The sequence below is a fragment of the Homoserinimonas sp. A447 genome, assembly GCF_054489325.1.
The window spans coordinates 2,572,771-2,598,874 of sequence record NZ_JBTMWW010000001.1; the positions used below are offsets into that span (position 1 = coordinate 2,572,771).

26 protein-coding genes and 2 tRNA genes are annotated in these 26,104 nt (G+C 62.6%); 17 read left to right on the forward strand and 11 right to left on the reverse strand.

What is annotated here, in order from left to right; translation table 11 throughout:
• Positions 1–7: 7 nt before the first annotated feature.
• The 4 genes from trxB (at position 8) to ACX3O0_RS12685 (ending at position 3,732) form a co-directional block, all read left to right on the forward strand.
• Positions 8–955: a thioredoxin-disulfide reductase gene (gene trxB, locus ACX3O0_RS12670; protein WP_459089401.1), complete on the forward strand. Its 948-nt coding sequence runs from the start codon at positions 8–10 to the stop codon at positions 953–955.
• Positions 956–987: 32 nt separating this feature from the next.
• Positions 988–1,314, forward strand: coding sequence for a thioredoxin (gene trxA / locus ACX3O0_RS12675; RefSeq protein WP_459089403.1), 327 nt, complete (start codon positions 988–990; stop codon positions 1,312–1,314).
• Between the two features lie 100 nt (positions 1,315–1,414).
• The gene (locus ACX3O0_RS12680) at positions 1,415–2,725 is read left to right on the forward strand and encodes an aminotransferase-like domain-containing protein (protein WP_459107947.1); all 1,311 of its coding nucleotides are present in this window, start codon (positions 1,415–1,417) and stop codon (positions 2,723–2,725) included.
• A 50-nt stretch (positions 2,726–2,775) separates the two neighbouring features.
• The gene (locus tag ACX3O0_RS12685; RefSeq protein WP_459107948.1) at positions 2,776–3,732 is read left to right on the forward strand and encodes a D-alanine--D-alanine ligase family protein; all 957 of its coding nucleotides are present in this window, start codon (positions 2,776–2,778) and stop codon (positions 3,730–3,732) included.
• Positions 3,733–3,778: 46 nt separating this feature from the next.
• Here the strand turns inward: ACX3O0_RS12685 and ACX3O0_RS12690 are convergent, their stop codons facing one another.
• From ACX3O0_RS12690 to rpmH, 8 genes are all read right to left on the reverse strand, one after another.
• The gene (locus tag ACX3O0_RS12690) at positions 3,779–4,738 is read right to left on the reverse strand and encodes a ParB/RepB/Spo0J family partition protein (RefSeq protein ID WP_459089409.1); all 960 of its coding nucleotides are present in this window, start codon (positions 4,736–4,738) and stop codon (positions 3,779–3,781) included.
• On the reverse strand, positions 4,738–5,721 hold the full coding sequence (locus tag ACX3O0_RS12695) for a ParA family protein (protein ID WP_459107949.1): 984 nt from the start codon (positions 5,719–5,721) through the stop codon (positions 4,738–4,740). The genes ACX3O0_RS12690 and ACX3O0_RS12695 overlap by 1 nt, the downstream gene beginning before the upstream one ends.
• 101 nt (positions 5,722–5,822) lie before the next feature.
• The gene (gene rsmG, locus ACX3O0_RS12700) at positions 5,823–6,455 is read right to left on the reverse strand and encodes a 16S rRNA (guanine(527)-N(7))-methyltransferase RsmG (protein ID WP_459107950.1); all 633 of its coding nucleotides are present in this window, start codon (positions 6,453–6,455) and stop codon (positions 5,823–5,825) included.
• Positions 6,456–6,823: 368 nt separating this feature from the next.
• Positions 6,824–7,390: a Jag family protein gene (locus ACX3O0_RS12705; protein WP_459089415.1), complete on the reverse strand. Its 567-nt coding sequence runs from the start codon at positions 7,388–7,390 to the stop codon at positions 6,824–6,826.
• A 7-nt stretch (positions 7,391–7,397) separates the two neighbouring features.
• On the reverse strand, positions 7,398–8,354 hold the full coding sequence (yidC, locus tag ACX3O0_RS12710) for a membrane protein insertase YidC (RefSeq protein ID WP_459107951.1): 957 nt from the start codon (positions 8,352–8,354) through the stop codon (positions 7,398–7,400).
• Positions 8,355–8,363: 9 nt separating this feature from the next.
• Positions 8,364–8,741 (reverse strand): membrane protein insertion efficiency factor YidD, encoded by a 378-nt coding sequence (yidD, locus tag ACX3O0_RS12715; protein WP_459107952.1) that lies wholly within the window; start codon positions 8,739–8,741, stop codon positions 8,364–8,366.
• Positions 8,738–9,154, reverse strand: a complete 417-nt coding sequence (gene rnpA, locus ACX3O0_RS12720) for a ribonuclease P protein component (RefSeq protein ID WP_459107953.1) — start codon at positions 9,152–9,154, stop codon at positions 8,738–8,740. Before rnpA ends, yidD begins: the two co-directional genes overlap by 4 nt.
• Positions 9,093–9,230 (reverse strand): 50S ribosomal protein L34, encoded by a 138-nt coding sequence (gene rpmH, locus ACX3O0_RS12725; protein WP_459089423.1) that lies wholly within the window; start codon positions 9,228–9,230, stop codon positions 9,093–9,095. The genes rnpA and rpmH overlap by 62 nt, the downstream gene beginning before the upstream one ends.
• Before the next feature lie 290 nt (positions 9,231–9,520).
• Here rpmH and dnaA point away from each other — a divergent pair, with 290 nt between their 5' ends.
• The 10 genes from dnaA to ACX3O0_RS12775 all read left to right on the forward strand — a co-directional run bounded on the left by dnaA (position 9,521) and on the right by ACX3O0_RS12775 (position 20,677).
• The gene (gene dnaA, locus ACX3O0_RS12730; RefSeq protein WP_459089425.1) at positions 9,521–10,930 is read left to right on the forward strand and encodes a chromosomal replication initiator protein DnaA; all 1,410 of its coding nucleotides are present in this window, start codon (positions 9,521–9,523) and stop codon (positions 10,928–10,930) included.
• A 362-nt stretch (positions 10,931–11,292) separates the two neighbouring features.
• Entirely contained in the window at positions 11,293–12,441 is a 1,149-nt protein-coding gene (gene dnaN / locus ACX3O0_RS12735; RefSeq protein ID WP_459107954.1) for a DNA polymerase III subunit beta, read from the forward strand.
• Between the two features lie 85 nt (positions 12,442–12,526).
• Positions 12,527–13,417, forward strand: a complete 891-nt coding sequence (gene gnd / locus ACX3O0_RS12740) for a phosphogluconate dehydrogenase (NAD(+)-dependent, decarboxylating) (RefSeq protein WP_459107955.1) — start codon at positions 12,527–12,529, stop codon at positions 13,415–13,417.
• 6 nt (positions 13,418–13,423) lie between these two features.
• Entirely contained in the window at positions 13,424–14,590 is a 1,167-nt protein-coding gene (recF, locus tag ACX3O0_RS12745; protein ID WP_459089431.1) for a DNA replication/repair protein RecF, read from the forward strand.
• Positions 14,587–15,093 carry a DUF721 domain-containing protein gene (locus tag ACX3O0_RS12750; protein ID WP_459089433.1) on the forward strand — a complete coding sequence of 169 codons (507 nt, stop codon included), beginning with the start codon at positions 14,587–14,589 and terminating at the stop codon, positions 15,091–15,093. The genes recF and ACX3O0_RS12750 overlap by 4 nt, the downstream gene beginning before the upstream one ends.
• Before the next feature lie 167 nt (positions 15,094–15,260).
• Positions 15,261–17,279 carry a DNA topoisomerase (ATP-hydrolyzing) subunit B gene (gene gyrB / locus ACX3O0_RS12755; protein WP_459089435.1) on the forward strand — a complete coding sequence of 673 codons (2,019 nt, stop codon included), beginning with the start codon at positions 15,261–15,263 and terminating at the stop codon, positions 17,277–17,279.
• 120 nt (positions 17,280–17,399) lie between these two features.
• Complete coding sequence (gene gyrA / locus ACX3O0_RS12760; protein WP_459107956.1) at positions 17,400–19,985, forward strand: DNA gyrase subunit A; 2,586 nt, start codon at positions 17,400–17,402, stop codon at positions 19,983–19,985.
• Positions 19,978–20,385 (forward strand): DUF3566 domain-containing protein, encoded by a 408-nt coding sequence (locus ACX3O0_RS12765; protein ID WP_459089439.1) that lies wholly within the window; start codon positions 19,978–19,980, stop codon positions 20,383–20,385. Before gyrA ends, ACX3O0_RS12765 begins: the two co-directional genes overlap by 8 nt.
• Before the next feature lie 131 nt (positions 20,386–20,516).
• A tRNA-Ile gene (locus ACX3O0_RS12770) sits at positions 20,517–20,590 on the forward strand.
• Between the two features lie 14 nt (positions 20,591–20,604).
• Positions 20,605–20,677 (forward strand) — tRNA-Ala (locus tag ACX3O0_RS12775).
• 53 nt (positions 20,678–20,730) lie between these two features.
• On the opposite strand, the gene ACX3O0_RS12780 is transcribed toward ACX3O0_RS12775, so the two are convergent.
• A complete protein-coding gene (locus ACX3O0_RS12780; RefSeq protein WP_459107957.1) occupies positions 20,731–21,999 on the reverse strand; it encodes an MFS transporter in 1,269 nt (422 codons plus the stop codon).
• Between the two features lie 294 nt (positions 22,000–22,293).
• Between ACX3O0_RS12780 and nhaA the strand changes: the two genes are divergently transcribed.
• Positions 22,294–23,616: a Na+/H+ antiporter NhaA gene (gene nhaA, locus ACX3O0_RS12785; protein ID WP_459107958.1), complete on the forward strand. Its 1,323-nt coding sequence runs from the start codon at positions 22,294–22,296 to the stop codon at positions 23,614–23,616.
• A 4-nt stretch (positions 23,617–23,620) separates the two neighbouring features.
• On the opposite strand, the gene ACX3O0_RS12790 is transcribed toward nhaA, so the two are convergent.
• Entirely contained in the window at positions 23,621–24,205 is a 585-nt protein-coding gene (locus ACX3O0_RS12790) for a hypothetical protein (protein WP_459089445.1), read from the reverse strand.
• Between the two features lie 117 nt (positions 24,206–24,322).
• Between ACX3O0_RS12790 and ACX3O0_RS12795 the strand changes: the two genes are divergently transcribed.
• Entirely contained in the window at positions 24,323–24,862 is a 540-nt protein-coding gene (locus ACX3O0_RS12795; protein ID WP_459089447.1) for a peptidylprolyl isomerase, read from the forward strand.
• Positions 24,863–24,877: 15 nt separating this feature from the next.
• Positions 24,878–25,750 carry a rhomboid family intramembrane serine protease gene (locus ACX3O0_RS12800; RefSeq protein ID WP_459089449.1) on the forward strand — a complete coding sequence of 291 codons (873 nt, stop codon included), beginning with the start codon at positions 24,878–24,880 and terminating at the stop codon, positions 25,748–25,750.
• 90 nt (positions 25,751–25,840) lie between these two features.
• Here the strand turns inward: ACX3O0_RS12800 and ACX3O0_RS12805 are convergent, their stop codons facing one another.
• Positions 25,841–26,086, reverse strand: a complete 246-nt coding sequence (locus ACX3O0_RS12805) for a cell division protein CrgA (protein WP_459089451.1) — start codon at positions 26,084–26,086, stop codon at positions 25,841–25,843.
• Between the last annotated feature and the right edge of the window lie 18 nt (positions 26,087–26,104).

Genomic DNA, 26,104 nt, shown 5'->3' on the forward strand with positions numbered 1-26,104 from the left:
AGACGCTTTGCGCCAAGTCATCATCATCGGCTCCGGGCCCGCCGGCTACACGGCAGCTATCTACGCCGCTCGCGGCGGCCTTGAACCCCTGTTGATCGCCAGTTCCGTCGAGGCCGGCGGTGAGCTGATGAAGACGACGGACGTCGAGAACTACCCCGGCTTCCCCGAGGGCATCCAGGGGCCAGACCTGATGGAGAACTTCCGCAAGCAGGCGGAGCGGTTCGGCACCGAGATCGTGATGGATGACGTCACAGACCTTGAGCTGACCGGTGAGATCAAGAAGGTGACACTGGGAAACGGTGACGTGCACGAAGCGCTCACCGTCATTTACGCGACCGGCTCCGCCTACCGCAAGCTCGGCCTCGAGGACGAGGAGCGCCTGAGCGGCTACGGGGTCTCGTGGTGTGCCACCTGCGATGGTTTCTTCTTCCGCCAGAAGACGATTGCCGTTGTCGGCGGCGGCGACTCAGCGATGGAAGAGGCCACCTTCCTCACCAAGTTCGCCGACAAGGTCTACGTGATCCACCGCAGCGACGAACTGCGCGCATCCAAGGCCATGCAGGATCGCGCCTTCGCCAACCCGAAGATCGAGTTCCTGTTCCACAAGACCGTCCGGCACATCTACGGTGAGGGCCAGGTCACCGGCGTCGGCCTCATCGACACGCTTGACGGCAGCGAGACGACAGTGGATGTCAGCGGCCTGTTCATCGCGATCGGCGCCGACCCCAGAACCCACCTGATTCACGGCCAGCTGGAGCTCGCTCCGGAAGGCACCATCGCGGTCCAGGGTCGCAGTTCCCGCACCTCGGTCCCCGGTGTCTTCGCCGCCGGCGATGTCGTGGACCCGACCTACCGCCAGGCTGTCACGGCAGCCGGATCCGGCACCGTTGCCGCGCTCGATGCCGAGCATTACCTCGCAGAAATCCCCAAGCCAGTAGTGACCGTTCCCGCCTGACGGGGACCGACCAAGGAAAGAGATACAGCATTATGTCAACAGCGCTCGATGTAACCGACGCCACGTTCGAGGACGAGGTACTGAAGTCCGATAAGACGATCCTGGTCGACTTCTGGGCAGAGTGGTGCGGCCCGTGTCGCGCCGTTTCGCCGATCCTCGACCAGATCGCATCCGAGCACTCCGACAAGATCACGGTCGTCAAGCTCAACGTCGACGACAACCCGCAGACCGCTGCCAAGTACCAGATCACGTCGATTCCGGCGATGAAGGTGTACCGCGGGGGAGAGGTCGTCAAGACCGTCATCGGCGCCAAGCCGAAGCCCGCCCTTGAAGCCGACCTCGCCGCGTTCCTGGCCTGAGTCACGTCGTAACGAAGGCCCGCGCAATCCATTGCGCGGGCCTTCGTCGTCTATTCTTGGAACTTCATGACACCGGCTGGGCCGGCGAACGGAACTGAACATGACCACGCACGGTACGAGCACGACTTTCGATCCCTGGTATGACCACTATGCGGATCGGGCCTCCGGCCTGAGCGCATCCGAAGTCCGTGCCCTGTTCGCGGTGGCTTCGCGGCCTGAGGTCGTGTCGTTGGCCGGTGGAATGCCGTTCGTCTCCGCCCTGCCGACCGACCTTGTCACCTCGGCCATGCAACGCGTGATGCGAGACCACGGCGCCCAGGCCCTCCAATACGGTTCGGGCCAGGGGACACCCGCCCTTCGGGAGCACATTCTCGAGGTGATGGCGCTCGAGGGCATCCGCGGCCGCGTGGACGACGTTGTGGTGACGACCGGGTCCCAGCAGGCGCTCGACCTGGTCACCAAGCTCTTCATCAATCCGGGCGACGTCGTGCTGGCCGAAGCCCCGAGCTACGTGGGCGCGATTGGGGTGTTCCGCTCCTACCAGGCCGAGATTTCGCACGTGGCCATGGATGCTGACGGTCTGATACCTCAGGCACTCCGTGAAGCCATCGCCACCATCAAGGCGGCCGGCAAGACCATCAAGTTCCTGTACACGATCCCCAGCTTCCACAATCCTGCCGGCGTCACGCTCAGTTGGGACCGAAGGGTGGAGATTCTCGAAATATGCCGGTCAAACGGCATATTGGTGCTCGAGGACAACCCCTACGGGCTACTCTATTTCGACCAGCCAGGCCCCCAGGCCATGCGGTCGATCGACACCGACGGCGTCATCTACCTCGGCACGTTCTCGAAAACCCTCGCTCCTGGGTTCCGGATGGGCTGGGCGCTCGCGCCGCACGCCATCCGCGAGAAGCTGATCCTCGCCAACGAGTCGGCGATCCTTTCACCCAGCGCCTTCAGCCAATATGCGATCACCGAGTACCTGCGCGGTGCCGACTGGAAGGGCCAGATCAACACTTTCCGCAGTGTGTACCGGGAACGCCGCGATGCCATGCTGACGGCACTGCAGGAGAACCTGCCCGAATGCACGTGGACGGTTCCTCACGGTGGATTCTATGTTTGGCTGACCCTGCAGCCCGGGCTGGATTCCAAGGACATGCTGCCGCGTGCGGTGAAGGAACTGGTTGCGTACACCCCGGGAACCGCGTTCTTCGCGGACGGCGGCGGACACGAGCAGCTCCGATTGTCGTTCTGCTATCCGACGCCGGATGCGATCAGGCTGGGTATCCGCCGGCTTGCCTCGGTGGTGCGTGAAGAGCTGGAGCTGCTCGACACCTTCGCCGAGACCGGCCCTGTGCGCATCCTGCACGACGACACCCACATCGCCGGTCCGCCGCCCAACACGAACTGATTGGCGCCGATCCGGGCATCCGGCCCGCCACGGAGGGAATGGTCCAGCCGATGAACCAGAATTCGCTGAACAAAGTCGTCGTTCTCGCCGGCGGCATCTCGCACGAACGCGATATTTCGCTTCGCTCCGGGCGGCTCATAGCCGACAGCCTGACCAGCCAGGGCGTCGACGTCGAGTTGCGTGACCCCGATGCTGCGCTCTTCAGCTATCTCGAGGAGGAAAGGCCGGATGTCGTCTGGCCCGCCCTGCATGGCGCCAGCGGCGAGGACGGATCCCTTCGGGGACTCCTTGACGTCATGGGGGTCCACTACATTGGCGCCCGAGGTGCCTCCGCCAGGCTCGCCTGGGACAAGCCGACAGCCAAGTCGCTGGTCGCCCGGGCCGGTCTGTCGACGCCGGAGTCGCTATCCCTGTCCCGTGACACCTTCCGTGATCTCGGGGCCGCGAACGTTCTCAGGCAGATCAGCAGCAACTTGGTAGGCCCGCTGGTGGTCAAACCTGCCCAGGGTGGTTCGGCTCAGGGCGTGAGCCTGATCGGGAACGCGGGGGAGGAGCTCTCCGCCGCCATGGTGAACGCCTACCGCTATTGGGATGTCGCCCTGGTCGAGCGCAGGATCGTCGGCACGGAGATCTCGGTCTGCATCATTGACAACGGCGATGGGCCGGTTGCTTTGCCGCCGGTCGAGATCGAGCCCCGATCAGGGGTTTATTCGTTCGAGGCGCGGTACAACGCAGGGGAAACCCGCTTTTACACTCCGGCCAGGATTTCGGAGGCCTCGGCCGCCGCCGCTGCGGATGCCGCGGTCACCGCGCACCAGACCCTGGGCCTCCGCCACCTGTCCCGCATCGATTTCGTTCTCGACGCGGCCGGGGTTCCCTGGTTCCTGGAGGCCAGCGTGATGCCCGGGCTGACGGAGACATCGCTCTTTCCGCAGGCGCTGGAGGTGGCCGGTCACGATGTCGGCTGGGTCTACCTTGCCCTGTGCCAGACCGCCTTCAACGACTAGAAACAGCCCCTGATCAGGGCTTTTCGCAGTCTCTGCAGTTTTACTACTAAGAGAATCCCGGCTCGTTGAGTTCCGCGAGGATGCGGTTCAGGTCAGCGACACTGGCGAAGTCGATCGTGATGGTGCCCTTGCTGGCACCCAGGTTGACCTTGACCCGGGTGTTCAGCCGGTCACCCAGCCGCTCCGCAATCTCATTCAGCTGGCCCTGGCGCTTACCCGCGCTGGGCTTCGCCGGTTTCGCTGGCTTCGTGCTCACGAGCCCGGCCGCCGCCTCGGCAGCGCGCACGGAAAGGTCTTCGTTGACGATCTTGTCTGCCAGTCGTTCCATCGTCGCCGCGTCACCCGCGGAGAGGATGGCTCGCGCGTGCCCTGCGCTGAGCACACCGGCAGCCACGCGGCGTTGCACTCCCTCCGGAAGGCGGAGTAGGCGCAGAGTATTGGTGATTTGCGGCCGAGACCGACCGATGCGTGTGGCGAGCACATCCTGCGTGATGCCGAAGTCCGCCAGTAGTTGCTGGTACGCCGAGGCCTCTTCGAGCGGGTTCAGGTTCGCTCGGTGGAGGTTCTCCAGCAGCGCGTCGCGCAGCATCGACTCATCTGCGGTGTTCTTCACCACCGCCGGGATACTGTCGAGGCCGAGGTGCTTTGTGGCACGCAGCCGCCGCTCGCCCATCACCAATTCGTAGTGGGCTTCGCCGTCGACAGCGCCTTCGATGGGGCGTACAACGATGGGTTGCAGCACTCCGACCTCGCGAATGGAGTGGATCAGCTCGTCGAGGTCCTCCTGCACGAAGACAGCCCGGGGTTGCACGGCGTTCGGGGCGATGTCATTCGGGTCGAGATTGGCCAGCCTGGCCCCGGGGACGGCAGTCAGCCCGGTGGGTTCTTCGACCGTGGCCGTCCTGGTGTGTGGGAAGAACACATCGACTGGGCGCTCCGGGGAGCCGATATCTGTGGGGATGAGTGCGCCAATGCCACGCCCGAGTCCGGTCCGCTTTGCTGCCATCAGTTCTTTCCTGTTGTCGAGGGGGCTCCCCGTCGTGCAATTTCCGCAGCCGCCTCAAGATATGAGAGCGAGCCCGATGAGTTTGAATCGTAGCTGATCACACTCTGTCCGAAACTCGGAGCTTCGGAGATCCTGACCGAACGAGGGATCGGTGTGGCGAGCACTTGTTCGGGGAAGTGGTCCCGAACGTCCTGGGCGACCTGATTCGCGAGGTTCGTGCGGGAATCGTACATCGTCAACAGAATCGTGGAGACGGCCAGCTCGGGATTCAGGTGCCTCTCGATGAGCTTGATGTTGTTGAGGAGTTGACTGAGGCCTTCCAGCGCGTAGTACTCGCATTGGATCGGAATCAGCACCTCGCGTGCTGCCACAAAAGCGTTGATGGTGAGCAATCCGAGCGATGGCGGGCAGTCAATGAAGACGTAGTGGAACATGTCCTCGGTCTCAGCGAGGAAGCTGTCCAGCGCCGAGCGCAAGCGTTGTTCGCGGGCCACCAGCGAAACCAGTTCGATCTCCGCCCCAGCCAGGTGGATGGTCGCCGGTACGCAGTACAGCTGGTCGAATTCGGGGCTCTTTTGAACCACCCCGCTGATCGGCTCATCATTCACGATCACGTCATACACACTGATCGTGTCGGAACGGTGATCGATGCCGAGGGCTGTCGATGCGTTGCCCTGGGGGTCGAGGTCGATCACCAGAACGCGAGCACCGCTGCGGGCGAGTGCGGCAGCCAGGTTGACCGTGGTGGTCGTCTTTCCCACCCCGCCCTTCTGATTCGCCACCGTGAAGATGCGGGTACGGTCCGGAAGCGGGAGCACGGCTGCCGACAGCGCCTGCCTCCGTCGTGTGAGCTCGGAGATCTCGCGGGCCAGGGGAGTGTCTTGATAGGACCCACTCGCCGGGATTGCGGCGTCAGCCTTCTCGTCGGGATGTTTCACGTGAAACCTCTCGGTAGTGGGGTCTGGATTCATGGGCCCGTTCATACGGTTAGTTCTCTCCCTGAAGGGAGACAGATTCTGGGTGGACAGGGCGCCGAAAGGAAGTTGTGCCGCGCAGGTTGCCTAATCGGGGGAGTGCGGGCCATCTAGTCAACTGTAGCCCGAAACACCCGGGTGACCTCGGGCACTACCCCTTCTCCGAGGGTCAGCACCTCGACCTTTGTGAGGCGTGCCCTGCGGATCGCCTTTCCGGCCGCCGATACCTCAGCATCAACATTCGCACCCTTGAGCAGCAGGAGCTCTCCCTCCGAGCGCACCAACCGAGCCGTCAGGGGAATGAGCTTCGAAAGCGCACTCACCGCGCGGGCTGTTACCTGATCCAGCCAGGGGCTGAGCGTGACATCTTCCGCGCGTGCACGGACGACCTCGACGTTGTTCAGGCCGAGGCGCTGCGACTCGCTGAGAAGCCAGTCAACTCTCCGCTCCATGGGTTCGATCAGCACGAACTGAGCATCCGGTCGGGCGATCGCAAGGACGACCCCGGGGAGTCCGGCCCCACTTCCGACGTCGCCAACCCTCCCAGGCTTGATCAACGGCGCGAGAAGTGCCGAGTTGAGGATGTGCCGTGTCCATAAGCGGGGGAGCTCCAGTGGTCCAATGAGTCCCAGCTCCTCCCCCCGTGACGCGAGCTCGTCAGCATAGGAACGCGCGAGCTCGATCCGGTCACCGAAGAGCAATTGGGCAGCCGCCGGCTCTGGCTCTAGATCGTCATGTTTCACGTGAAACCTTCCTGAGTAATGCGGCCGGATACCCAACCGGACAAGTCTAGGGAGTCTGGAGATGACTCCCCTCCAGGCCGAGCTCCTTGCGACAAGCTCAGGGAGATGCTCGGGCGAGAACCCCGACTTCGGGGCGAACGTCCGCTGGTTGAGCCTGGCCCCACGCCGCCGGTTCCGAACGAGGCGCCAGCATCGGTCGGCGGTGCGCTGGGGAGCGAAACCGCACCTCGGGCGGGCCAACCCCTTCGACAAGCTCAGACAGCGGGCCTTGATGGCTGCCCTAGGTGTGTGTGGCGTCAGCTGGGTTTCGACAAGCTCAACCGGCGATGTTCTGGCTCAGCGAGTGGGTAAGGGTTTCACGTGAAACATTATGCGCGGGTGATCACCGTGTGGCGGTCGCGGGCTTCGCCCTCTGACTCCGACACGAAGCCATGTGCCGCGACGATGTCGTGGACCAGCTTGCGCTCATACGAAGACATCGGGGGGAGTGCTGCCGAGGTGGCACCGCCTTCGAGCTTCTCGATGGCACGCTCAACAAGCAGCGTCAGTTCTGCCTGACGGGCCTCTCGCGAGCCGCCGACGTCGAGTATCAGGCGAGAGAAGTTGCCCGTCTTTGCTTGAACAGCGATTCGGGTCAGCTCCTGGAGAGCGTTGACCGTGTCCGGCTTGGAGAGCAACCGCAGGTTACTGTCCTCGCTTGAGTTCACGGAGATGTAGGCGCGCCCGTCCCGGGCATCGATGTCAATGTCGCCATCGAGGTCGGTGATATCGAGAAGTTCCTCGATGTAGTCCGCCGCGATGTCGCCCTCTTCTTCGAGTTGGCTCCCGTCGTGCTCGCGCTGGGTGGCCTCGCTTGCCGACTCCTGGGCCGTCTCATCCGGCGCCTGTGACTCAGGGGAATCCGTCATGGCGTTGCCTTCGGTTTCGATGCTCATCGGGTACCTACTTCTTCTTCTTCTTGCGGTTCTTCGGGTTCACCGGCTGTTGCCGCTGAGTGGTTTTGGGCAGCTCCGGCTCGGGCTGGCCTTCTTCAACAATCGTGATTCCCAGGCGCTGGCGCTTCTTGGCGAGGCGAGCCTCCCGAGCGAGCGCAGCCTCAGAGCCGGGTGTCGGCATGTTCCGGATCACCAGGAACTGCTGAACCATCGTCCAGAGGTTGGAAACCAGCCAGTAGAACATCACGCCGAGCGGGAAGGTGAAGCCGGAGAACAGGAACACGAGGGGGAGTAGGTACAAGAGCATCCGCTGCTGCTTGTACATCGGGCTGTTCTGCATCTCAGGCGTCTGGTTCTTCGACATGATCTGCAACTGCGTGATGAACTGCGAGCCTGTCATCAGCAACACCATGATGGATGCCATGACGATCACCGTCACGTTGCCGTCGGCGGTGCTGATCGCGAGGTGCAGCGGAGCACCCCACAGGTCAGAGCTGCCGAACGACGCCGACAGCTCCGCGTTGAGCAGGCCGACACCTGACGGATCCGCTGCCGCCTGGTTCTGCGCGTGTTGCAGCACCGAGAACAGCCCGAAGAAGATCGGCATCTGAAGCAACAGGGGGAGGCAGGAACTGAGCGGGTTGGTCCCGGTCTTCTTGTACAGCTCCATCGTCTCGCGGGACATCGCCTCGCGGGAGAACTGATCCTTCTTGCCCTTGTACTTGTCCTGGATCTTCTTCAGCTGGGGGGCGACCTCCAACATCCGGCGCTGGCTCTTGATCTGCTTCACGAAGATGGGGATCAGAGCAGCGCGCACCACCAGCACGAGTCCCACGATGGAGAGCACCCAGGTCAGGCCATCATGGGGGTCCATTCCGATAGCCGTGAAGACGGTGTGAAATGCGACCAGGATCGCTTCAATGGCCCACTTGATGGGCCAGAGGATTATTCCGATGAAATCCATGCGTCTGGGTCAGCCCTTTCGTTCTTGCTGGACGAGCTCCCGCGTTGCGGTGTGCTGATGGGTGTGGTTGTGGAGGATCCCGCCGGATGTAGCGGGGGAGTAGACGAAACCGAATGGCGAAACGTTATAACGGCGAGCGGAGGCTTCAGGAACGTCATCGACTCCACCAGCGGCCCATGGGTGGCAACGGGCGATCCTGCGGCTTCCCAGCCACACCCCCTTGACCACGCCGTGCTGCTGGATGGCCCCGAGCGCGTACGCCGAGCAGGACGGATAGTACCGGCAGACGTCACCGTATAGCGGGGAGATCACGGCACGGTACACGCGGAGGATCACTACGCAGGCGTTTCGAGGCAGCAGCCAGATGAAGAGTGCGACTCGGTTCATCGGCCCATACCCTTCCGAACGGCGGTTGTCACTTCGTTCTCAAGCTCGGTCCACGCTATGTGGCGAGCGCTGGGGAGAGCCCGCACAACCACATCAACGTCAGCATCCAGTCGCACCAGCGACCGGCACGCAGACTTGAGTCTTCTTCGAATAAGGTTGCGTGTCACAGCGTTGCCCACCGCTTTGGAAACGATGAAACCGAATCGAGGCCCTCCGGCGCTACCGCGCTGGACAAGGTAAACGACGGTATTCCCCGTTCCTGAACGCCGGCCGCGCCGAACAGTGTTGCGGTAGTCATCGGCTGTGACGAGCCGATTGGCCCTGGCCAACACCGTTGACGGTCTCGGAAGACTACGCGGAGAGCTTGGTGCGTCCCTTGGAGCGGCGGTGCGCCAGGATGGCGCGGCCGGCACGGGTGCGCATGCGCAGACGGAAGCCGTGAACCTTCGCACGACGACGGTTGTTGGGCTGGAAGGTTCTCTTGCTCATGGTTCTATCTCCGCGACAGTCAATGTGCCGCTCGCGATTCGAGCAGCACGGGTGGGAATGTACCCTCGGTCAAGCACGACCGAGAAAGTAGAAAGTGGCCAATACGGCCGAAGTCAACTGATTAAAAGTACGGGGTTAAACCCCGGCGGTCAAACTCCACGGGCCAAACCTCACATTATCCACACGCAATCGTGCTTGATTGCCACCGACCCGCCGTCACAAACTAAGGTGGTGTCACTGCACACCCGGTGGATAACCCTGTGTATAACCCAACCGACTTCGAGGGAAATATGACCGACCTTGCAGATCCCACCCAGGAGATCTGGACATCCATTCTGAGCACTTTGCACCAGGATGACCGGATCACGCCACAACTGCAGGGATTCCTCAGCCTGGTCGAGCCGCGCGGTGTCATGGCGGGAACGCTGTACCTCGAAGTGCCGAACGACCTCACTCGCGGGATGCTCGAACAGCGCATCCGCCTCCCCCTCCTGAACGCCATCGGTGCCCTGGGTGACGACAACGATGTCGCCAACTTCGCCATCGTCGTCAATCCCGAGATTCAGCACGTGTCGCTGGACCAGCCCGCGGAGCCGGCGGAGCAGCCGTACATCGAGCAGGTACCGCCACCTGCAACAGACTCGAGCGGCCGCAGCGATTCTCGCCTCAACCCGAAATACAACTTCGACAACTTCGTCATCGGCGGATCCAACCGTTTCGCCCATGCCGCGGCGGTCGCCGTCGCGGAAGCACCGGCCAAGGCCTACAACCCCTTGTTCATCTACGGCGACTCCGGGCTCGGCAAAACCCACCTCCTCCACGCCATCGGTCATTATGCGGTCAGCCTCTATCCCGGAATCCGAGTCCGCTATGTCAGCTCGGAAGAATTCACCAACGACTTCATCAACTCGATCGCGAATAACCGGGCTTCGGTCTTCCAGTCCCGTTACCGTGACATCGACATCCTTCTGATCGACGACATCCAGTTCCTCCAGGGCAAGGACAGCACGCAGGAAGCGTTCTTTCACACCTTCAATACGCTCCACGATCACAACAAGCAGGTGGTCATCACCAGCGACCTGCCCCCAAAACACCTCACTGGATTCGAAGACCGGATGCGTTCCCGCTTCGAGTGGGGGCTGATCACGGATGTTCAGGCACCAGATCTCGAGACGCGCATCGCCATCCTGCGCAAGAAGGCGCAGAGCGAAAAGCTCCAGGTTCCCGACGACATCCTCGAGTTCATGGCGTCCAAGGTCTCCTCCAACATTCGCGAGCTGGAGGGAACCCTGATTCGGGTCACCGCGTTCGCCAGCCTCAATCGCACTCCAGTCGACCTCGGGCTGGTCCAGACCGTGTTGAAGGACCTGATCACCCTCGACGAAGACAATGTGATCGCGCCGGTCGACATCATCAACCACACAGCCGCCTACTTCAAGCTCACTGTCGAGGATCTCTACGGCTCGTCGCGGTCACAGGCGGTCGCTACCGCCAGGCAGATCGCCATGTACCTGTGCCGTGAATTGACCAATCTGTCACTGCCGAAGATCGGGCAGTTGTTTGGCAACCGCGATCACACCACCGTCATGTATGCGAACAAGAAGATCACCGAGCTCATGAAAGAGCGCCGGTCGATCTACAACCAGGTCACTGAGCTGACCAGCCGCATCAAGCAGAACCACCGCTACAACAACGCGTGACAAGTTGTATTACCACTGAGTGGTTTCACTCCACAAGGTGTGCATAGCCTGTGGATAACTGGTGGGAACACGCCGGAACGAATGTGCACTATTCAGCCGCCGTTGTGGAATCCGGTTCCGCGCAGCCTCGAACTAAACCAGAGATTGCGTAACTCGCCCACAACACACTCACATCTCACACGGTTGTAGTTCCCTTCGAGTCATTGAGCTCCACCGGGTTATCCACATTCCACACAGCGGTTAATGCTTTTAGAAGTTAATTAACTATTGAAATCGATCAGATAACCCTTAGGCGACGGGCGACGGAGGGCTATGCCAGTATTAACATCCCGGACCACGTTCGGCTTTCGAAGGGATACTCCATGAAGTTTCAGGTGAATCGCGACGTTTTCAGCGAGGCCGTCTCCTTTGCCGTGAAACTTCTGCCCCAGCGAACAACCTTGCCCATCCTCAGTGGTGTGTTGATCGAAACTACCGAGACCGGATTGACGTTGTCGTCATTCGACTACGAGGTTTCGGCGCAAACCGAGATCGATGCCAACGTCGAGGAGCCCGGTCGCATCCTGGTTTCTGGACGATTGTTGGCCGATATCGCCAGCAGGCTTCCGGCCGCCCCAGTGCAGTTCTCGGTTCAGGACAACAAGATTTCGGTCATCTGCGGTTCGGCAAACTTCACCCTGCTGAGCATGCCGGTCGAGGAGTACCCGACCCTGCCGCAGATTCCGGAGCAGTCTGGGCTGCTGCCGGCCGAGTCGTTCGCCAATGCGGTCTCGCAAGTAGCCGTCGCAGCATCCAGGGACGATGTGACCCCGGTCATCACCGGCGTTCAGCTCGAGGTCGCCGAGAACACACTCACGATGGTGGCGACGGATCGGTATCGGGTCGCGGTTCGCGAGATCGAATGGGATTCGGGTGACACCGCAACACAGGAAGCGGTAACCGCGCTGGTTCCAGCCCGCACCCTCCAGGAAGTGGGAAAGACCTTCGGCCACAGCGGAACAATCTCCGTTGCAATCACGAACACGGATGATCGCGAGATCATCGCCTTTCGCGCAGACCGCAAGATGGTCACCTCGCTGCTCATCAAGGGGAACTTCCCTCCGGTGCGCCGGCTGTTCCCCGAGAACGTCGACAATTACGCCGTGATCAACACCGCAGAGTTGATTGAGTCGGTTCGTCGAGTCTCCCTGGTACTCGAGCGCGAAGCGGCACTCCGGTTCACCTTCACGGTTGATGGCGTGACGCTGGAGGCCATCGGGTCGGAGCAGGCACAGGCATCCGAAAGCATCGATGCCCACCTGAACGGTGCGGACACTGTCGTGTCGCTTAAGCCGCAGTTCCTGCTGGATGGACTGGGAGCCGTGCATTCGGAGTTCGTGCGTATCTCGTTCACCAAGACGGAAAACCCCAACAAGCCGGGCCCGGTCTTGATCACCAGCCAATCGTCGAAGGATCAGCCGGGCGCGGACAATTACAAGTACCTCCTGCAGCCCAACCTGCTCCTGCGCTGACCATCAGCACCGCGGCAGGTTGATTGCAGCTGCCGGCTGACCAAGCCGAATGCTGCGGGTGATGCAGGGAGACAAGGAGATTGCCATGCACATCGGACTCGTCGGGCTCGGAAAAATGGGCGGCAACATGCGCGATCGGCTTCGCGGCCATGGCATTGAGGTCACCGGTTTCGACCGCAACCCTGAGGTGACGGATGCCGGCAGCCTGGCCGAAATGGTGCAGGTCATCACCGCACCGCGCATTGTCTGGGTGATGGTTCCGGCCGGCGAAGTCACCACCGCGGTGATCACCGAGTTGGGTGCCTTGCTGGAAGAAGGCGACCTCATCATCGACGGAGGAAACTCCCGGTTCACCGAGGACGCCAAACATGCTGCCGCCCTGGAACCGAAGGGGATCGAGTACATCGACGCCGGTGTCTCCGGCGGAGTCTGGGGCGCCAAGAACGGCTACGGCTTGATGGTCGGCGGAAAGCCAGACCAGGTTGAGCGGGCGATGCCGATCTTCGACGCCCTGCGTCCGGAAGGTCCGCGGGCCGAGGGGTTCGTGCACGCCGGCGAAATCGGCGCCGGACACTACGCGAAAATGGTGCACAACGGCATCGAGTACGCCTTGATGCAGGCGTATGCCGAAGGCTACGAGTTGCTCGACAAGCGCGAGGACATCATCAAGGACGTCACCGGCACGTTCAAGGCCTGGCAACGCGGAACGGTGGTCCGGTCATGGCTGCTCGAGTTGCTGGTGCGGGCGCTGGAGGATGACCCGGACCTGGATGACATCGCCGGCTACGTGGAGGATTCCGGGGAGGGCCGCTGGACGATCGAAGAGGCGATCGCCAATGCCGTGCCGGTGCCCACGATCAGCGCATCCATCTTCGCCCGCTTCGTTTCCCGCCAGGAAGACGGTTCACCCGCCATGAAGGCTGTTGCTGCGTTGCGCCAGCAGTTCGGCGGGCACTCGGTGAAGAAAGCCGATTAGCCGAAGTTGATTGTCACCCAGCTGAACCTCACCGACTTCCGAAACTATTCGACGGCGGATGTCACGCTCGTGCCGGGCGCGAATCTTTTCGTGGGGAGCAACGGTCAGGGGAAGACGAACCTGGTCGAGGCGCTCGGGTACCTGAGCACCCTCGGCTCTCATCGGGTGTCGACGGAGCACGCGATGATCCGCCAGGGACAGGATGCCGCAATCGTGCGGGCACGGCTGGAAAACGGTGACCGGCAGTTGCTGGTCGAGGTGCAGCTGAATCGAACCGGAGCGAACCGGGCGCAGGTGAACCGATCCGTCATCAAGACGAGGGAGCTGCCCCGCTACTTCTCGAGTGTTCTGTTTGCGCCCGAAGACCTTGCCCTGGTTCGAGGTGAGCCATCCGGCCGCCGCCGATTCCTCGACGAGCTGCTCATCCTGCGCATTCCCCGCTTCTCCGGCGTGATGGCTGACTACGACCGGGTACTCAGGCAACGCAATACGCTCCTCAAGTCGGCACGTGCTGCTGGCATCAAGCAGGGCCAACTGACAACGCTGGAGATTTGGGATGACCGCCTGGTCGCGCTCGGCTCCGAACTCATCGAGGCGAGAACTCGGCTGGTTGCCGAGCTCCTGCCCGAGGTGACAGTCGCGTATGAGCGGATTGCGGGTGAGGATCACCACGCGATTCTCACCAACCAGCTGAGTATCCTGTCCGATCATCCGGAGCTTGATGCCGAGGTGGCGGATGGCGACCGTGCCGGCATTGTCACTGCTGATGAGGCCGCTGTCGCATTCCGAAATTCACTCGAGCGGCTTCGCCGCAATGAGCTGGACCGAGGGATCAGCCTGGTCGGGCCGCACCGGGATGACCTGGTGCTGCACTTGAACGGGATGCCGGCGCGCGGGTACGCGAGCCACGGAGAGTCCTGGTCGTTCGCGCTCGCGCTGAAGCTGGCGTCAGCCGAGGTTCTGCGCCGCGAATCGGCGTCCGGTGATCCGGTGCTGATCCTGGACGATGTGTTCGCCGAACTCGACCAGTCCAGGAGGGGGCGCCTGGCCGACGCCATCTCCGGATTCGAACAGGTGCTGATCACGGCCGCCGTCTATGACGACGTACCGGAGGCCCTCCGCACCCATACCGTGCACATCGCGCAGGGCGCGATCGTGGAGGCCGCGTCGTGAACCGCGACGGCGAGGAGGCAGGCGCATCCGAAGCCCGAAACGTCTACCTGCGGTTCAAGCGCGTCTTCGGGGGCGGCATATCGCGGTCGGCGGATGCGCGAAAGCGGGCGATCAAGGACCCCAGTTCAACCACCCCGTTCGGTGGAGGACGAGACCCGCGCGGTATCGGCGAAGTGATGGATGCACTGACTTCGAAGCTCGGGTGGGACTCCTCCCTGGCCAAGTCGGAGTTGCTCGCATCGTGGGAGAGCATCGTCGGCGAGGAGACAGCGGAGCACTCGCATCCGGTCGGCATAGACGACGGGGTGCTCGCCGTTCGCTGTGATTCCACCGCCTGGGCGACGCAGCTGCGCCTCATGCGGGTGCAGATCCTGAACCTGATCGTTTCACGGTACCCAGATGCCGGCATTGACTCACTGCGCTTCGAAGGACCGGGTGCCCCCTCCTGGAAACGCGGCCCCAGATCGGTTCCAGGCCGCGGTCCGCGCGATACCTACGGCTGACAAGGCAAATTAGGTGGGCTGCTGCGAACAAAGTCCCCAGACGGGCGTATATCACCGAATCGCCTCGGGTTCTTGGTAGAATGAATTCGTCGTCATGGCAGCTTCCCGGGATGGAAGTCGGGCCGCGAACGACACAATCGATCTACCTGGCAGGAGCCTAATTTCAGATGTCATCGCCCACGCCCGAAAACCTGCCGGAAGCTCCCTCCACCTCAACTGCCACCACCAAGAAGCCTCGCAACGACAGCGAATACGGCGCGGATCAGATCCAGGTTCTCGAGGGTCTTGACGCGGTTCGCAAGCGGCCGGGAATGTACATCGGCTCGACCGGGCCCCGCGGACTCCACCACCTTGTCTACGAGGTGGTCGACAACTCCGTCGATGAGGCACTGGCCGGGTACTGTGACGCGATCACCATCACCATGCGACGCGATGGCGGCATCCAGGTGGTCGACAACGGGCGAGGTATCCCTGTCGGCCTGAACAAGCAGGAGAACAAGTCGACCGTCGAGGTGGTCCTGACCATCCTGCACGCCGGTGGCAAGTTCGGCGGCGGCGGGTACTCGGTGTCCGGTGGGCTCCACGGCGTTGGTGTGTCCGTGGTCAACGCACTATCGAAGGAACTCGACGTCGAGGTTCGCCGCAATGGATCCGTCTGGCGGCAGACCTACAAGCATGGTGTGCCTCAAGCACCGCTCGAGCAGGGGGAGACCTCCAACGAGACGGGAACCGTCATCACGTTCTGGCCCAGCCCGGACACCTTCGAAACGGTGGAATTCGACTACGAGACCCTGCGCGCCAGGTTCCAGCAGATGGCGTTCCTGAACAAGGGCCTCAGCATCTCCCTGGTCGACGAACGACGCGTCGATGGCGCCGAGGAAGACGTGGCCGTCACCTACCTCTATGAGAAGGGGCTCGTCGACTACGTCGAATACCTGAACTCGGCCAAGAAGCTCGAGGTCGTGCACCCGGAGATCATCTCCTTCGACCTGGAAGATACCGACCGCAAGATTTCGGTGGAAGTGGCCATGCAGTGGACCAGCTCGTACCAGGAGAGCGTGCACACCTACGCCAATACGATCAACACCCACGAGGGTGGAACTCACGAAGAGGGGTTCCGCGCAGCCCTCACCAGCCTGGTCAACCGGTATGCCCGGGAAAAGGGGATCATCAAGGAGAAGGAGGAGAACCTCACCGGTGACGATATCCGTGAAGGCCTGACCGCTGTCATCTCGGTGAAGCTGGCCGAACCTCAATTCGAGGGCCAGACGAAGACCAAGCTCGGCAACACCGAGGCAAAGTCGTTCGTGCAGCGCATAACCGGCGAGCAGCTCGGCGACTGGTTCGATCGCAACCCCACGCAGGCGCGAGACGTCATTCGCAAGGCGATTCAGGCATCCGCCGCCCGGCTCGCGGCGCGGAAGGCGCGGGAGCAGACCAGGCGGAAGGGCCTGCTCGAGTCCGGTGGAATGCCCGGGAAGCTGCGGGACTGCTCGAGCAGTGACCCCAGCCGCTCTGAGATCTTCATCGTCGAGGGTGACTCGGCCGGCGGTTCAGCGGTTCAGGGCCGGAACCCGGAGACCCAGGCCATCCTGCCGCTGCGCGGCAAGATCCTGAACGTGGAGAAGGCCAGGCTCGACCGGGCCCTCGGCAACAACGAGGTGCAGGCGATGATCACCGCGTTCGGCGCCGGAATCGGCGAAGACTTCAACCCGGACAAGGTCAGGTACCACAAGATCATCCTGATGGCAGATGCCGACGTTGACGGGCAGCACATCACCACACTGCTGCTGACCCTGGTGTTCCGGTACATGCGTCCGCTCATCGACCTGGGCTACGTGTACCTGGCGCAGCCGCCGCTGTACAAGATCAAGTGGAGCAACTCCCCGCACGAGTACGTCTACACCGATCGGGAGCGGGATGCGATGCTCGAGCACGGTGCAGCGTCCGGCAAGCGGATTCCCAAGGAGAACGCGATCCAGCGCTACAAGGGTCTCGGCGAGATGGACTACAAGGAACTGTGGGAGACCACTATGGATCCGGAGACCCGCACCCTGCAGCAGGTGACGCTCGACGATGCCGCGGCAGCCGACGAGATCTTCGCCACGCTGATGGGCGAAGACGTGGAGTCCCGCCGCAACTTCATCCAGAGAAACGCCAAAGACGTCCGCTTCCTGGATATCTGATAGCGAAAATCGCGGCAGCGATTTTCGCCATCAGGGTCGAGTGACCGGCCCTTCCAGCCGGTCGTATCGAGACCTCAGGCTTCCAGAACTCAAGACGACGAACAAGTAGAGAACGAGCACATGGCTGACGAAACCCCCACGGACAACACCCCGGTCGAAGACGACCACATCCCGGGCAAGGAGATCGACCTCACGCACGACAAGGTGACGCAGGTCGACCTGCAGCTGGAGATGCAGCGGTCGTACCTCGACTACGCGATGAGCGTCATCGTCGGCCGTGCGCTGCCCGATGTGCGTGACGGGTTGAAGCCGGTGCACCGCCGGGTGATCTACGCCATGTTCGACGGCGGGTATCGTCCGGACAAGGCGTTCTCGAAGAGCTCGCGCGTGGTCGGCGACGTGATGGGCCAATTCCACCCGCATGGGGACACCTCCATCTACGACGCCCTGGTGCGCCTGGTGCAACCGTGGAGCCTGCGTTACCCGCTGGCCGCCGGGCAGGGCAACTTCGGCTCACCCGGCAACGACGGTGCTGCAGCCCCCCGTTACACCGAAACCCGCATGGCGCCGCTCGCGCTGGAGATGGTGCGGGACATCGAGGAGGAGACCGTCGACTTCCAGGACAACTACGACGGTCGCACTCAGGAGCCGTCGGTCGTGCCGTCGCGGTTCCCCAACCTGCTGGTGAACGGTTCTGTCGGTATCGCGGTCGGCATGGCCACGAACATCCCGCCGCACAACCTGCGCGAGGTTGGGGCCGGTGCTCTCTGGCACCTGGCCAACCCGGATGCCACCCAGGAGGAGCTGGTCGAGGCGTTGCTCCAGCGGATCAAGGGGCCAGACTTCCCAACCGGCGCACAGATCCTGGGTATCAAGGGCATTCAGGATGCTTACCGCACCGGCCGCGGGTCCATCACCATGCGGGCGGTCATCAACGTCGAGGAACTCCAGGGCCGTACCTGCCTGGTGGTCACCGAGCTGCCCTACCAGGTGAACCCCGACAATCTTGCTCTGAAAATCGCCGAACTGGTGAAGGAAGGCAAGATCTCCGGCATCGCGGACATCCGCGACGAGACTTCAGGACGAACCGGCCAGCGCCTGGTGATCGTGCTCAAGCGCGACGCGGTCGCGAAGGTCGTGCTGAACAACCTCTACAAGCACACGCAGCTTCAGGAGAACTTCGGCGCCAACATGCTGGCGATCGTCGACGGCATCCCGCGCACCCTCCCCATCGACGGGTTCATCACCTACTGGGTCGCCCACCAGATCGACGTCATCGTGCGGCGCACCCAGTTCCGCCTCCGCAAGGCGGAGGAGCGCGCCCACATCCTGCGCGGCTACCTCGCAGCCCTGGACGCGCTCGATGAGGTGATCGCCCTCATCCGCCGCTCACCGACTGTTGAAGAGGCCCGCGAAGGCCTGATGAAGTTGCTGAGCGTCGACGAGCTGCAGGCTCGCGCGATTCTCGACCTGCAGCTTCGCCGCCTGGCAGCCTTGGAGCGCCAGAAGATCATCGACGAGAACGAGCAGATCGAACGCGAGATCGCCGACTACAACGACATCCTCGCCAAGCCGCAGCGGCAGCGCGACATCATTAGCGAAGAGCTCACCGAGATCATCGACAAGTTCGGTGACGACCGGCGCACCGAGATCATGTTCGGGTTCGACGGCGACATGAACATGGAAGACCTCATTCCGGTCGAAGAGATGGTGGTCACGGTCACCCGCGGCGGCTACATCAAGCGCACGCGCAGCGACAACTACCGGAGCCAGCACCGTGGCGGCAAGGGTGTTCGCGGTGCGCAGCTGCGCGCCGACGACGTCGTCGAGCACCTGTTCGTGACGACCACACACCATTGGCTGTTGTTCTTCACGAACAAGGGCCGCGTCTACCGCGCGAAGACTTACGAGATCCAGGAGGCCGGCCGCGACGCGAAGGGCCAGCACGTGGCCAACCTGCTGGCGCTCCAGCCGGAGGAGGAGATCGCCCAGATCCTCGACATGAGGGACTACCAGGCTGCGCAGTACCTCGCCTTGGCGACGAGGGGCGGCCTCATCAAGAAGACGGCTCTCAGCGAGTACGACACCAATCGCTCAGGCGGCATCATCGCCATCAACCTGCGCGATGGCGACGAACTGGTTTCCGCCATGCTGGTCGAGGAGGATTCCGACCTGCTGCTGGTGTCGCGCAAGGGCATGTCCCTGCGGTTCACGGCGACGGATGATGCACTCCGCCCAATGGGACGCGCCACCTCCGGGGTGATCGGCATGCACTTCAGGGCGGAGGACCAGCTGCTCGCAGCATCCGTCGTTTCTGATGAAGGGTTCGTCTTCGTGGTCACCGAGGGTGGCTTCGCCAAGCGCACCTCCGTCGACCAGTACCGCGTCCAGAACCGTGGTGGTCTCGGCATCAAGGTGGCCAAGCTGCAGGAGGCCAGGGGCGACCTTGCCGGCGCGTTGATCGTCGGCGACGAGGACGAGGTCCTTGTGGTTCTTGCCAGCGGCAAGGTGGTACGCTCTTCTGTCGCTGAGGTCCCGGCCAAGGGACGTGACACCATGGGTGTTGTCTTCGCCAGATTTGCCGAGGACGACAAGATCATCGCGGTGGCGCGCAACAGTGAACGCAATCTCGAAGTTCAGGATGCCGTACCCGAGGCTGACCAGGACGCCGGCGAAACGACGAAAGACGAGGCAGTAGATGAGTAGCGTGGCAGAGAAGCTCCAGCGCAAGTCGCAGCGCTCGGTTGCGACCAAGCAGGTTCGCCTGAAGTTGGTCTACATCGACTTCTGGTCGGCCATCAAGCTGTCCTTCCTGGTGACGGTGACGCTCGGCATCATCCTCGTTGTCGTCACCTTCCTGGTGTGGACTGTTCTCAACTCGCTCGGCATCTTCGCCGACCTGGACAAGACGCTCGGCGACATTCTCGGCGAGGGCACCTTCCGGCTCATCGACACCTTCTCGCTCACCCAGGTGATGCTGTTCTCGCTGGTGGTGGCCCTCCTCAACATGGTTGCGGGAACCGTCCTCGGCGCGATCGGTGCGTTGCTGTACAACTTCAGTGTCAAGCTGACCGGCGGGCTCCTGGTCGGCTTCACCAACAACTGAGCCACGTCGCGAGCGAAGCTCGTGGCGCGGCTCAGATCGAGTGATCGCCCCTGCCGGGCGATCGTATCGAGATCTCAACCCTCAATTTAAGAAAACAGGTCAGCGTACGATACTCTCGTATCTGCCCTCACGGGGATATAGCTCAGGCGGTTAGAGCGCTTCGCTGATAACGAAGAGGTCCCAGGTTCAAGTCCTGGTATCCCCACGCACGATGTGTTCGGGGCCTTAGCTCAATTGGTAGAGCGCCTGCTTTGCAAGCAGGAGGTCAGGGGTTCGATTCCCCTAGGCTCCACAGTTCAGAACCACACGCACGGCGAGACCTGAAATCGGCGATAAGCCCGGATCTCAGCTGACGGGTGTGTCTTCATCGCCGCGCGCAGTCCGTAGCGGTGAAGCGATCGCGATCATGAATGCGGCCGCGAAGAGGCAAACGGCGATAATGAGCGTGGGTCGCTCGCCGAGCAGCGTCGCGGCAGCTCCACCTGTCAGTGCGCCGACGGCGCCCATCGTGCGGTTCGCAGCTCGCATGGTGCCATTCACTCGGCCGAGCAAGGCATCGGGGGTCAGCCCCTGGCGGAGGCTCATCTCATTTGCGTTCTCCAGTCCGCTCGCCACCCCTTGAAGCGCAAATGCGGAGAAGACAAGAGCGACGGCGACAGCGTCCGACTGCGGTCGGCCCCCGACAGGCGCGAGTGCGACCAGGGTCCACGCGACGGGATAGATGGCTCGGCCGACAATGATCGTGGCACCCGAACCATATAGGGCACCAAAACGTGAGGAGAGAGTGGCCCCGACCAGGGTTGCGATGCCCCCCACGGCGAACAATAGACCGTAGACGAACGCCGCGAAATCCAGAGTCCGCAAGGTGAAGACCGCCAGCACGGTAAGCGCAGCGGCGTTCGCGAAGAACCATAGATGCGTAGACCACGCGAGCGGACCCAGAACGCGATGACGATACGTCCAGTGCAGCCCTTCGATCACCTCGCGTCGAACGGAACGCTGACGTGACTCTCGCCGCACGGATTCCGTAACGCGTAGTCCGGCAATCAGAACGGCGTCGGCGGCGTAGGTCACGGCATCCACGGCTATGGCGAACGGCGCACCAATGGTGCCGACCAAAAGGCCGCCAAGGGTGGGACCGGCCGTCTGCGCGACCGCCTCTGCCTGATCGAGTCGCGCGTTCGCGCTTCGCAGCGCGCGCCGTTCGACGATCTGCGGCAACAGCGACTGCGTGGCGGCGAAGCCGAAAACGGAGAAGGCGCCGAACAGGAGGAGCAACAGCACGAGCATCCAGAGGTGCAACACCCCGACGATCCAACATGTGGGGATGAGCGCAAGGCTCACGGCGCGCCCCAAGCTTGCCCACACAAGTACTCGTTGTCGCCGCCAACGGTCGACGTACACGCCAGCGAGCAGGCCCAGCAGCGCATAAGGAACGAACTGCGCCGCGTTGACGATCCCAACCTCAAGCGCACTCGCCCCGAGCACATCGACGACCAGCACCGGCATCGCGACCGCCGTCAGTGCTGTGCCGAAAGCACCAATCGCCACCGCCGAGAAGTACCGAGAAAAAACGCGATTCCGGAACGAACCAGCCCGCGAATCAGTCGTCACTCGTCACACTCACTCATCCTAGGAGCGGAACGGCCACGTTCCGAGGTCGACCCGCTCGATCCAGAACTATCCTCGCATAGGCAATTCCGGCTGGCTGGCGCGACGGCGACTCCCGGATGGCTATTGGTCGCCTGTTCGGCAGCGAATTACACTCGTGTAGTTATCCCCAGCTCCCTCCACAGTGTGGAAACTTTCCTCGCGGCCGCGTTGGCCACGAACCGTGGCCGGTAGACTCACAATCGGTGAGCCGGGAAGTCTGGTCGGCAGATTGTTCGTCGACCCAGAAGGAACCCTGTGAGCAACTCCGATCGCCGACCCCGACTCTTCGGACTGGGCAGCTACTCCGAAGCGTTACGCGTCGGAGAAATCCTGCGCAAGGAGACTGTCGGGGGAGCGCTGCTGGTTGCGGCCGCCATCATCGCGCTGGTCTGGGCGAACTCGCCGGCATCCGAAAGCTACTTCGCCCTTCGCGACTTCCGCCTCGGCTACGAACCATGGCATCTGGAGCTGAGCCTCGGGCAGTGGGCATCCGACGGCCTGCTCGCCGTCTTCTTCTTCCTGGTCGGGCTGGAGCTGAAGAAAGAGTTCGTGGCGGGTGACCTGCGCCAGTTCAGCAAGGCGGTGGTGCCGATTGCGGCAGCCGTCGGCGGAGTGGCGATCCCGGCTCTCATCTTCGTCGCCTTCAACTGGAGCAACGCGGAAGCGGTTCGCGGCTGGGCCATCCCCACCGCAACCGATATTGCCTTCGCCGTTGCGGTGCTCGCCATCATCGGCTCGCACCTGCCCAGTGCCCTGCGAATCTTCCTGCTGACCCTGGCCGTGGTCGACGATCTCCTCGCCATCGGGATCATCGCCATCTTCTACACCGAGGATGTCAGCGCCATACCCTTGGCGCTCTTCCTCGTCCCCGTCGGCCTGTTCCTCTTCCTGGTGCAGCGGTGCCGGCCATTCTTCGGAGAGCACCCGGCGGCGGCCTGGTGGATCCTGCTGCCGATCGGGCTCGTCGCGTGGGCGCTGCTGCACGCATCCGGAATCCATGCCACGATCGCCGGGGTCATTCTCGGGTTCACGGTTCCTGTCATCCGGAGTGCAGCCAGGGGTGGACCGGACGCCGGTCCGGGGCTGGCGGAACACTTCGAGCACCGGTTCCGGCCGTTGTCGGCCGGCATCGCGGTTCCCATCTTCGCGTTCTTCTCCGCCGGGGTCGCCCTGGGGGGCCCGGAGGGCTTCACCTCAGCGCTCAGCGACCCGGTGACCCTGGGGATCATCGTCGCCCTGGTCGCCGGCAAGCCGATCGGAATTGTGGGAACAACCTGGGTGGTGACCCGGGTGACGCGCGCCACGCTCGATGACACCGTACGGTGGGTTGACCTGACCGGCGTTGCGCTCCTCGCCGGAATCGGCTTCACTGTTTCGCTTCTCATCGGGGAACTCAGTTTTGGACTGGGTACCACCCACGGAGACGACGCGAAGGTCGCCATCCTCACCGCATCGGTCTTGGCGGCCGGTCTGGCCAGCACCATCCTCGTCGCCCGAAACAGGCGCTACCGCGAAATCGATCGGCTGGCACGAATAGACGCCGACGCAGACGGCGTGCCGGACGTGTACGAGAAGTAGGGCGCTACAGGGCCTCGAGCTTGGCGGGGGAGTCCTCGAACTCGTCCGAGATCCAGAGGTTGTCGTCTTCACGCAGGGTCTGCCAGGCCGCATAGGCGACACTGGCCGCTGCCACGACGCCGAGGCCGAGGAGGATGTAACGGCCGGGACCCTTGTGCGGCTCCTTCTTCACGATCCCCACCTTCTTACCCACCTTGCGGCCAGCCTTCGAGGCCTTATCGCCCGCCCTGGCAAGCTGGCGGCTGGCTTCCTTGACCTTGGCGTCCTTTGCCACCTCGATGACGGCGAGGGCGGATGCGATCGCGGACGCCACCGAGGGGAAGACATCGTGGGCCACCTTGTCGCGGGCCGAACCGGCGACATGCCTGGTGGCGGCGACACCGGATGCCACGGTGGGCTTGATCCGGTGGTCGATCGTTCCCCGCACCTTCGGAACCACTTGCTCACGCCCGAGGTAGCCGACCTGTTTTCCCGCCTCACGCACGACATTGCTGGCGTGCTCGAGCACTTCCCGTTGGTCTTCCCACAGTTCCGAAGCCGAGTGGCGCAGCTTCTTCAATTCGCGTTCGCGTTTGCGTGACAGTCCCATGAGATTCCTCCAGTGCTGGTATACGGAAGAGCTTTCCCATCCTTGCATGCGGCCCCCTGTGAACATACTGGGGATTGGCTGTGCAGGGTCGCCCGCCAACAATGAAATACTGGTGCGATGCCCCTTCACACACATGTAGCAACCCTCCACACTTCGCTCGGCGACATCAAGGTCAACCTGTTGGCCAACCATGCGCCCAAGACCGTCGCCAACTTCATCGGCCTTGCGAGCGGACAGATCGAATGGACCCACCCGGCGACCGGCAAGGTCTCCAAAGACCCGCTGTACGACGGCGTGATCTTCCACCGCATCATCGACGACTTCATGATCCAGGGCGGCGACCCGCTCGGCCAGGGAACCGGTGGCCCCGGCTATCAGTTCGATGACGAGATCAACTCCGAACTGAACTTCAACGAGCCGTACGTGCTGGCCATGGCTAACGCAGGCATCCAGATGGGCCGCGGTACCAACGGGTCGCAATTCTTCATCACCACGGTGCCGACCACCTGGCTGCAAGGCAAGCACACCATTTTCGGCAAGGTCGAAGACGAGGAGTCGAAGGCTGTCGTCAAGAAGATCGAGAACGTCAAGAAGGATGGCCGTGACAAGCCGCTCGAAGACGTTGTCATCAACAGCATCACCATCGACGAAGTCTGACCTCGGAACCAGCAGGTGAGTGACCAGCGGGTGAATGAGCAGTTGGGCAGCTCCGACAACTACTGCTACCGACACCCGGACCGCGAGAGTTACATCCTCTGCCAGCGGTGCGGGCGTACGGTCTGCCCGGAATGCCAGACGCAGGCGGCCGTCGGTGTGCACTGCCCGGAATGTCGCCAGGAAGCGCGTAACAGCGCTCCCAAGAGGAAGCCTGCCATCGTCACGGCCATCAACCGGGCGCGCCATGGTGGCGCACCGGTCGTCACCTACACGATTCTCGCAATCTGCGTTGTCGTCTACCTCCTCCAGCAAATCTCAGGCGGGGCGGTAACGCAGGCGCTCGCCTACCACCCGGTGCTCACCACCTCTGAGCCGTGGCGGATGCTCACGTCCACCTTCGTGCACTCGCAGGGCTCGATCTTCCACATCCTGTTCAACGGTTACGCCCTGTGGTTGTTCGGGCGGATGCTGGAACCAGCGCTTGGCCGGTGGCGGTTCCTCACGCTGTACCTGTTGAGTGGGCTCGGTGGCTCGGCGGCTGTGCTGTGGCTGTCGCCGGACACCTGGGTGGTCGGTGCATCCGGAGCAGTCTTCGGACTGTTCGCTGCGATGTTCGTCATCCAGCGCGGCCTGGGAGGCAACGCCACACAGTTGCTGATCGTGATCGGCCTCAACCTGGTGATCGGGTTCATTCCGGGCTCGAACATCTCCTGGCAGGCGCACTTGGGAGGCCTGCTCGTTGGCGGTCTGGTTGCCTGGGTCCTGATGAAGACCAGGTCTCCGCGGCAGGCGGGGCGACAGCGATTGCTGCTCCTGGGAGTGCTGGCGCTGCTGGTCGTGATCATCATCCTGGGTGCGGCAACGCTGGTGCCGCGGCTGCTCGGCTAGAAGCTGGCGGCTAGTTATCCACAGGAGTTTCCACAGTGGGGATAGTTACATCCGTGTAACTGTCCCCCTTGCCGGGAAACGGGTTACACGCTAGCGCCAGCGGGTGGTCATCAGGAAGCCTACGAAGAGGATTCCGAAGCCGACCAGAATGTTGGCATCGCCCAGGTTGGCGATCGGAAGGGTGCTCTGGCTGACGTAGTAGACGATGATCCAGGCGAGGCCCAGAAGCATGAGACCGAACATGATCGGCTTGAACCAGACCGGGTTCGGACCCTTTTCACCTGGGCGGGTCGCCTGCGGACGCTCAACGGTCTTCTGCGTTTTCGTTCTGGCCATGCCCGAATTCTAGCCTGA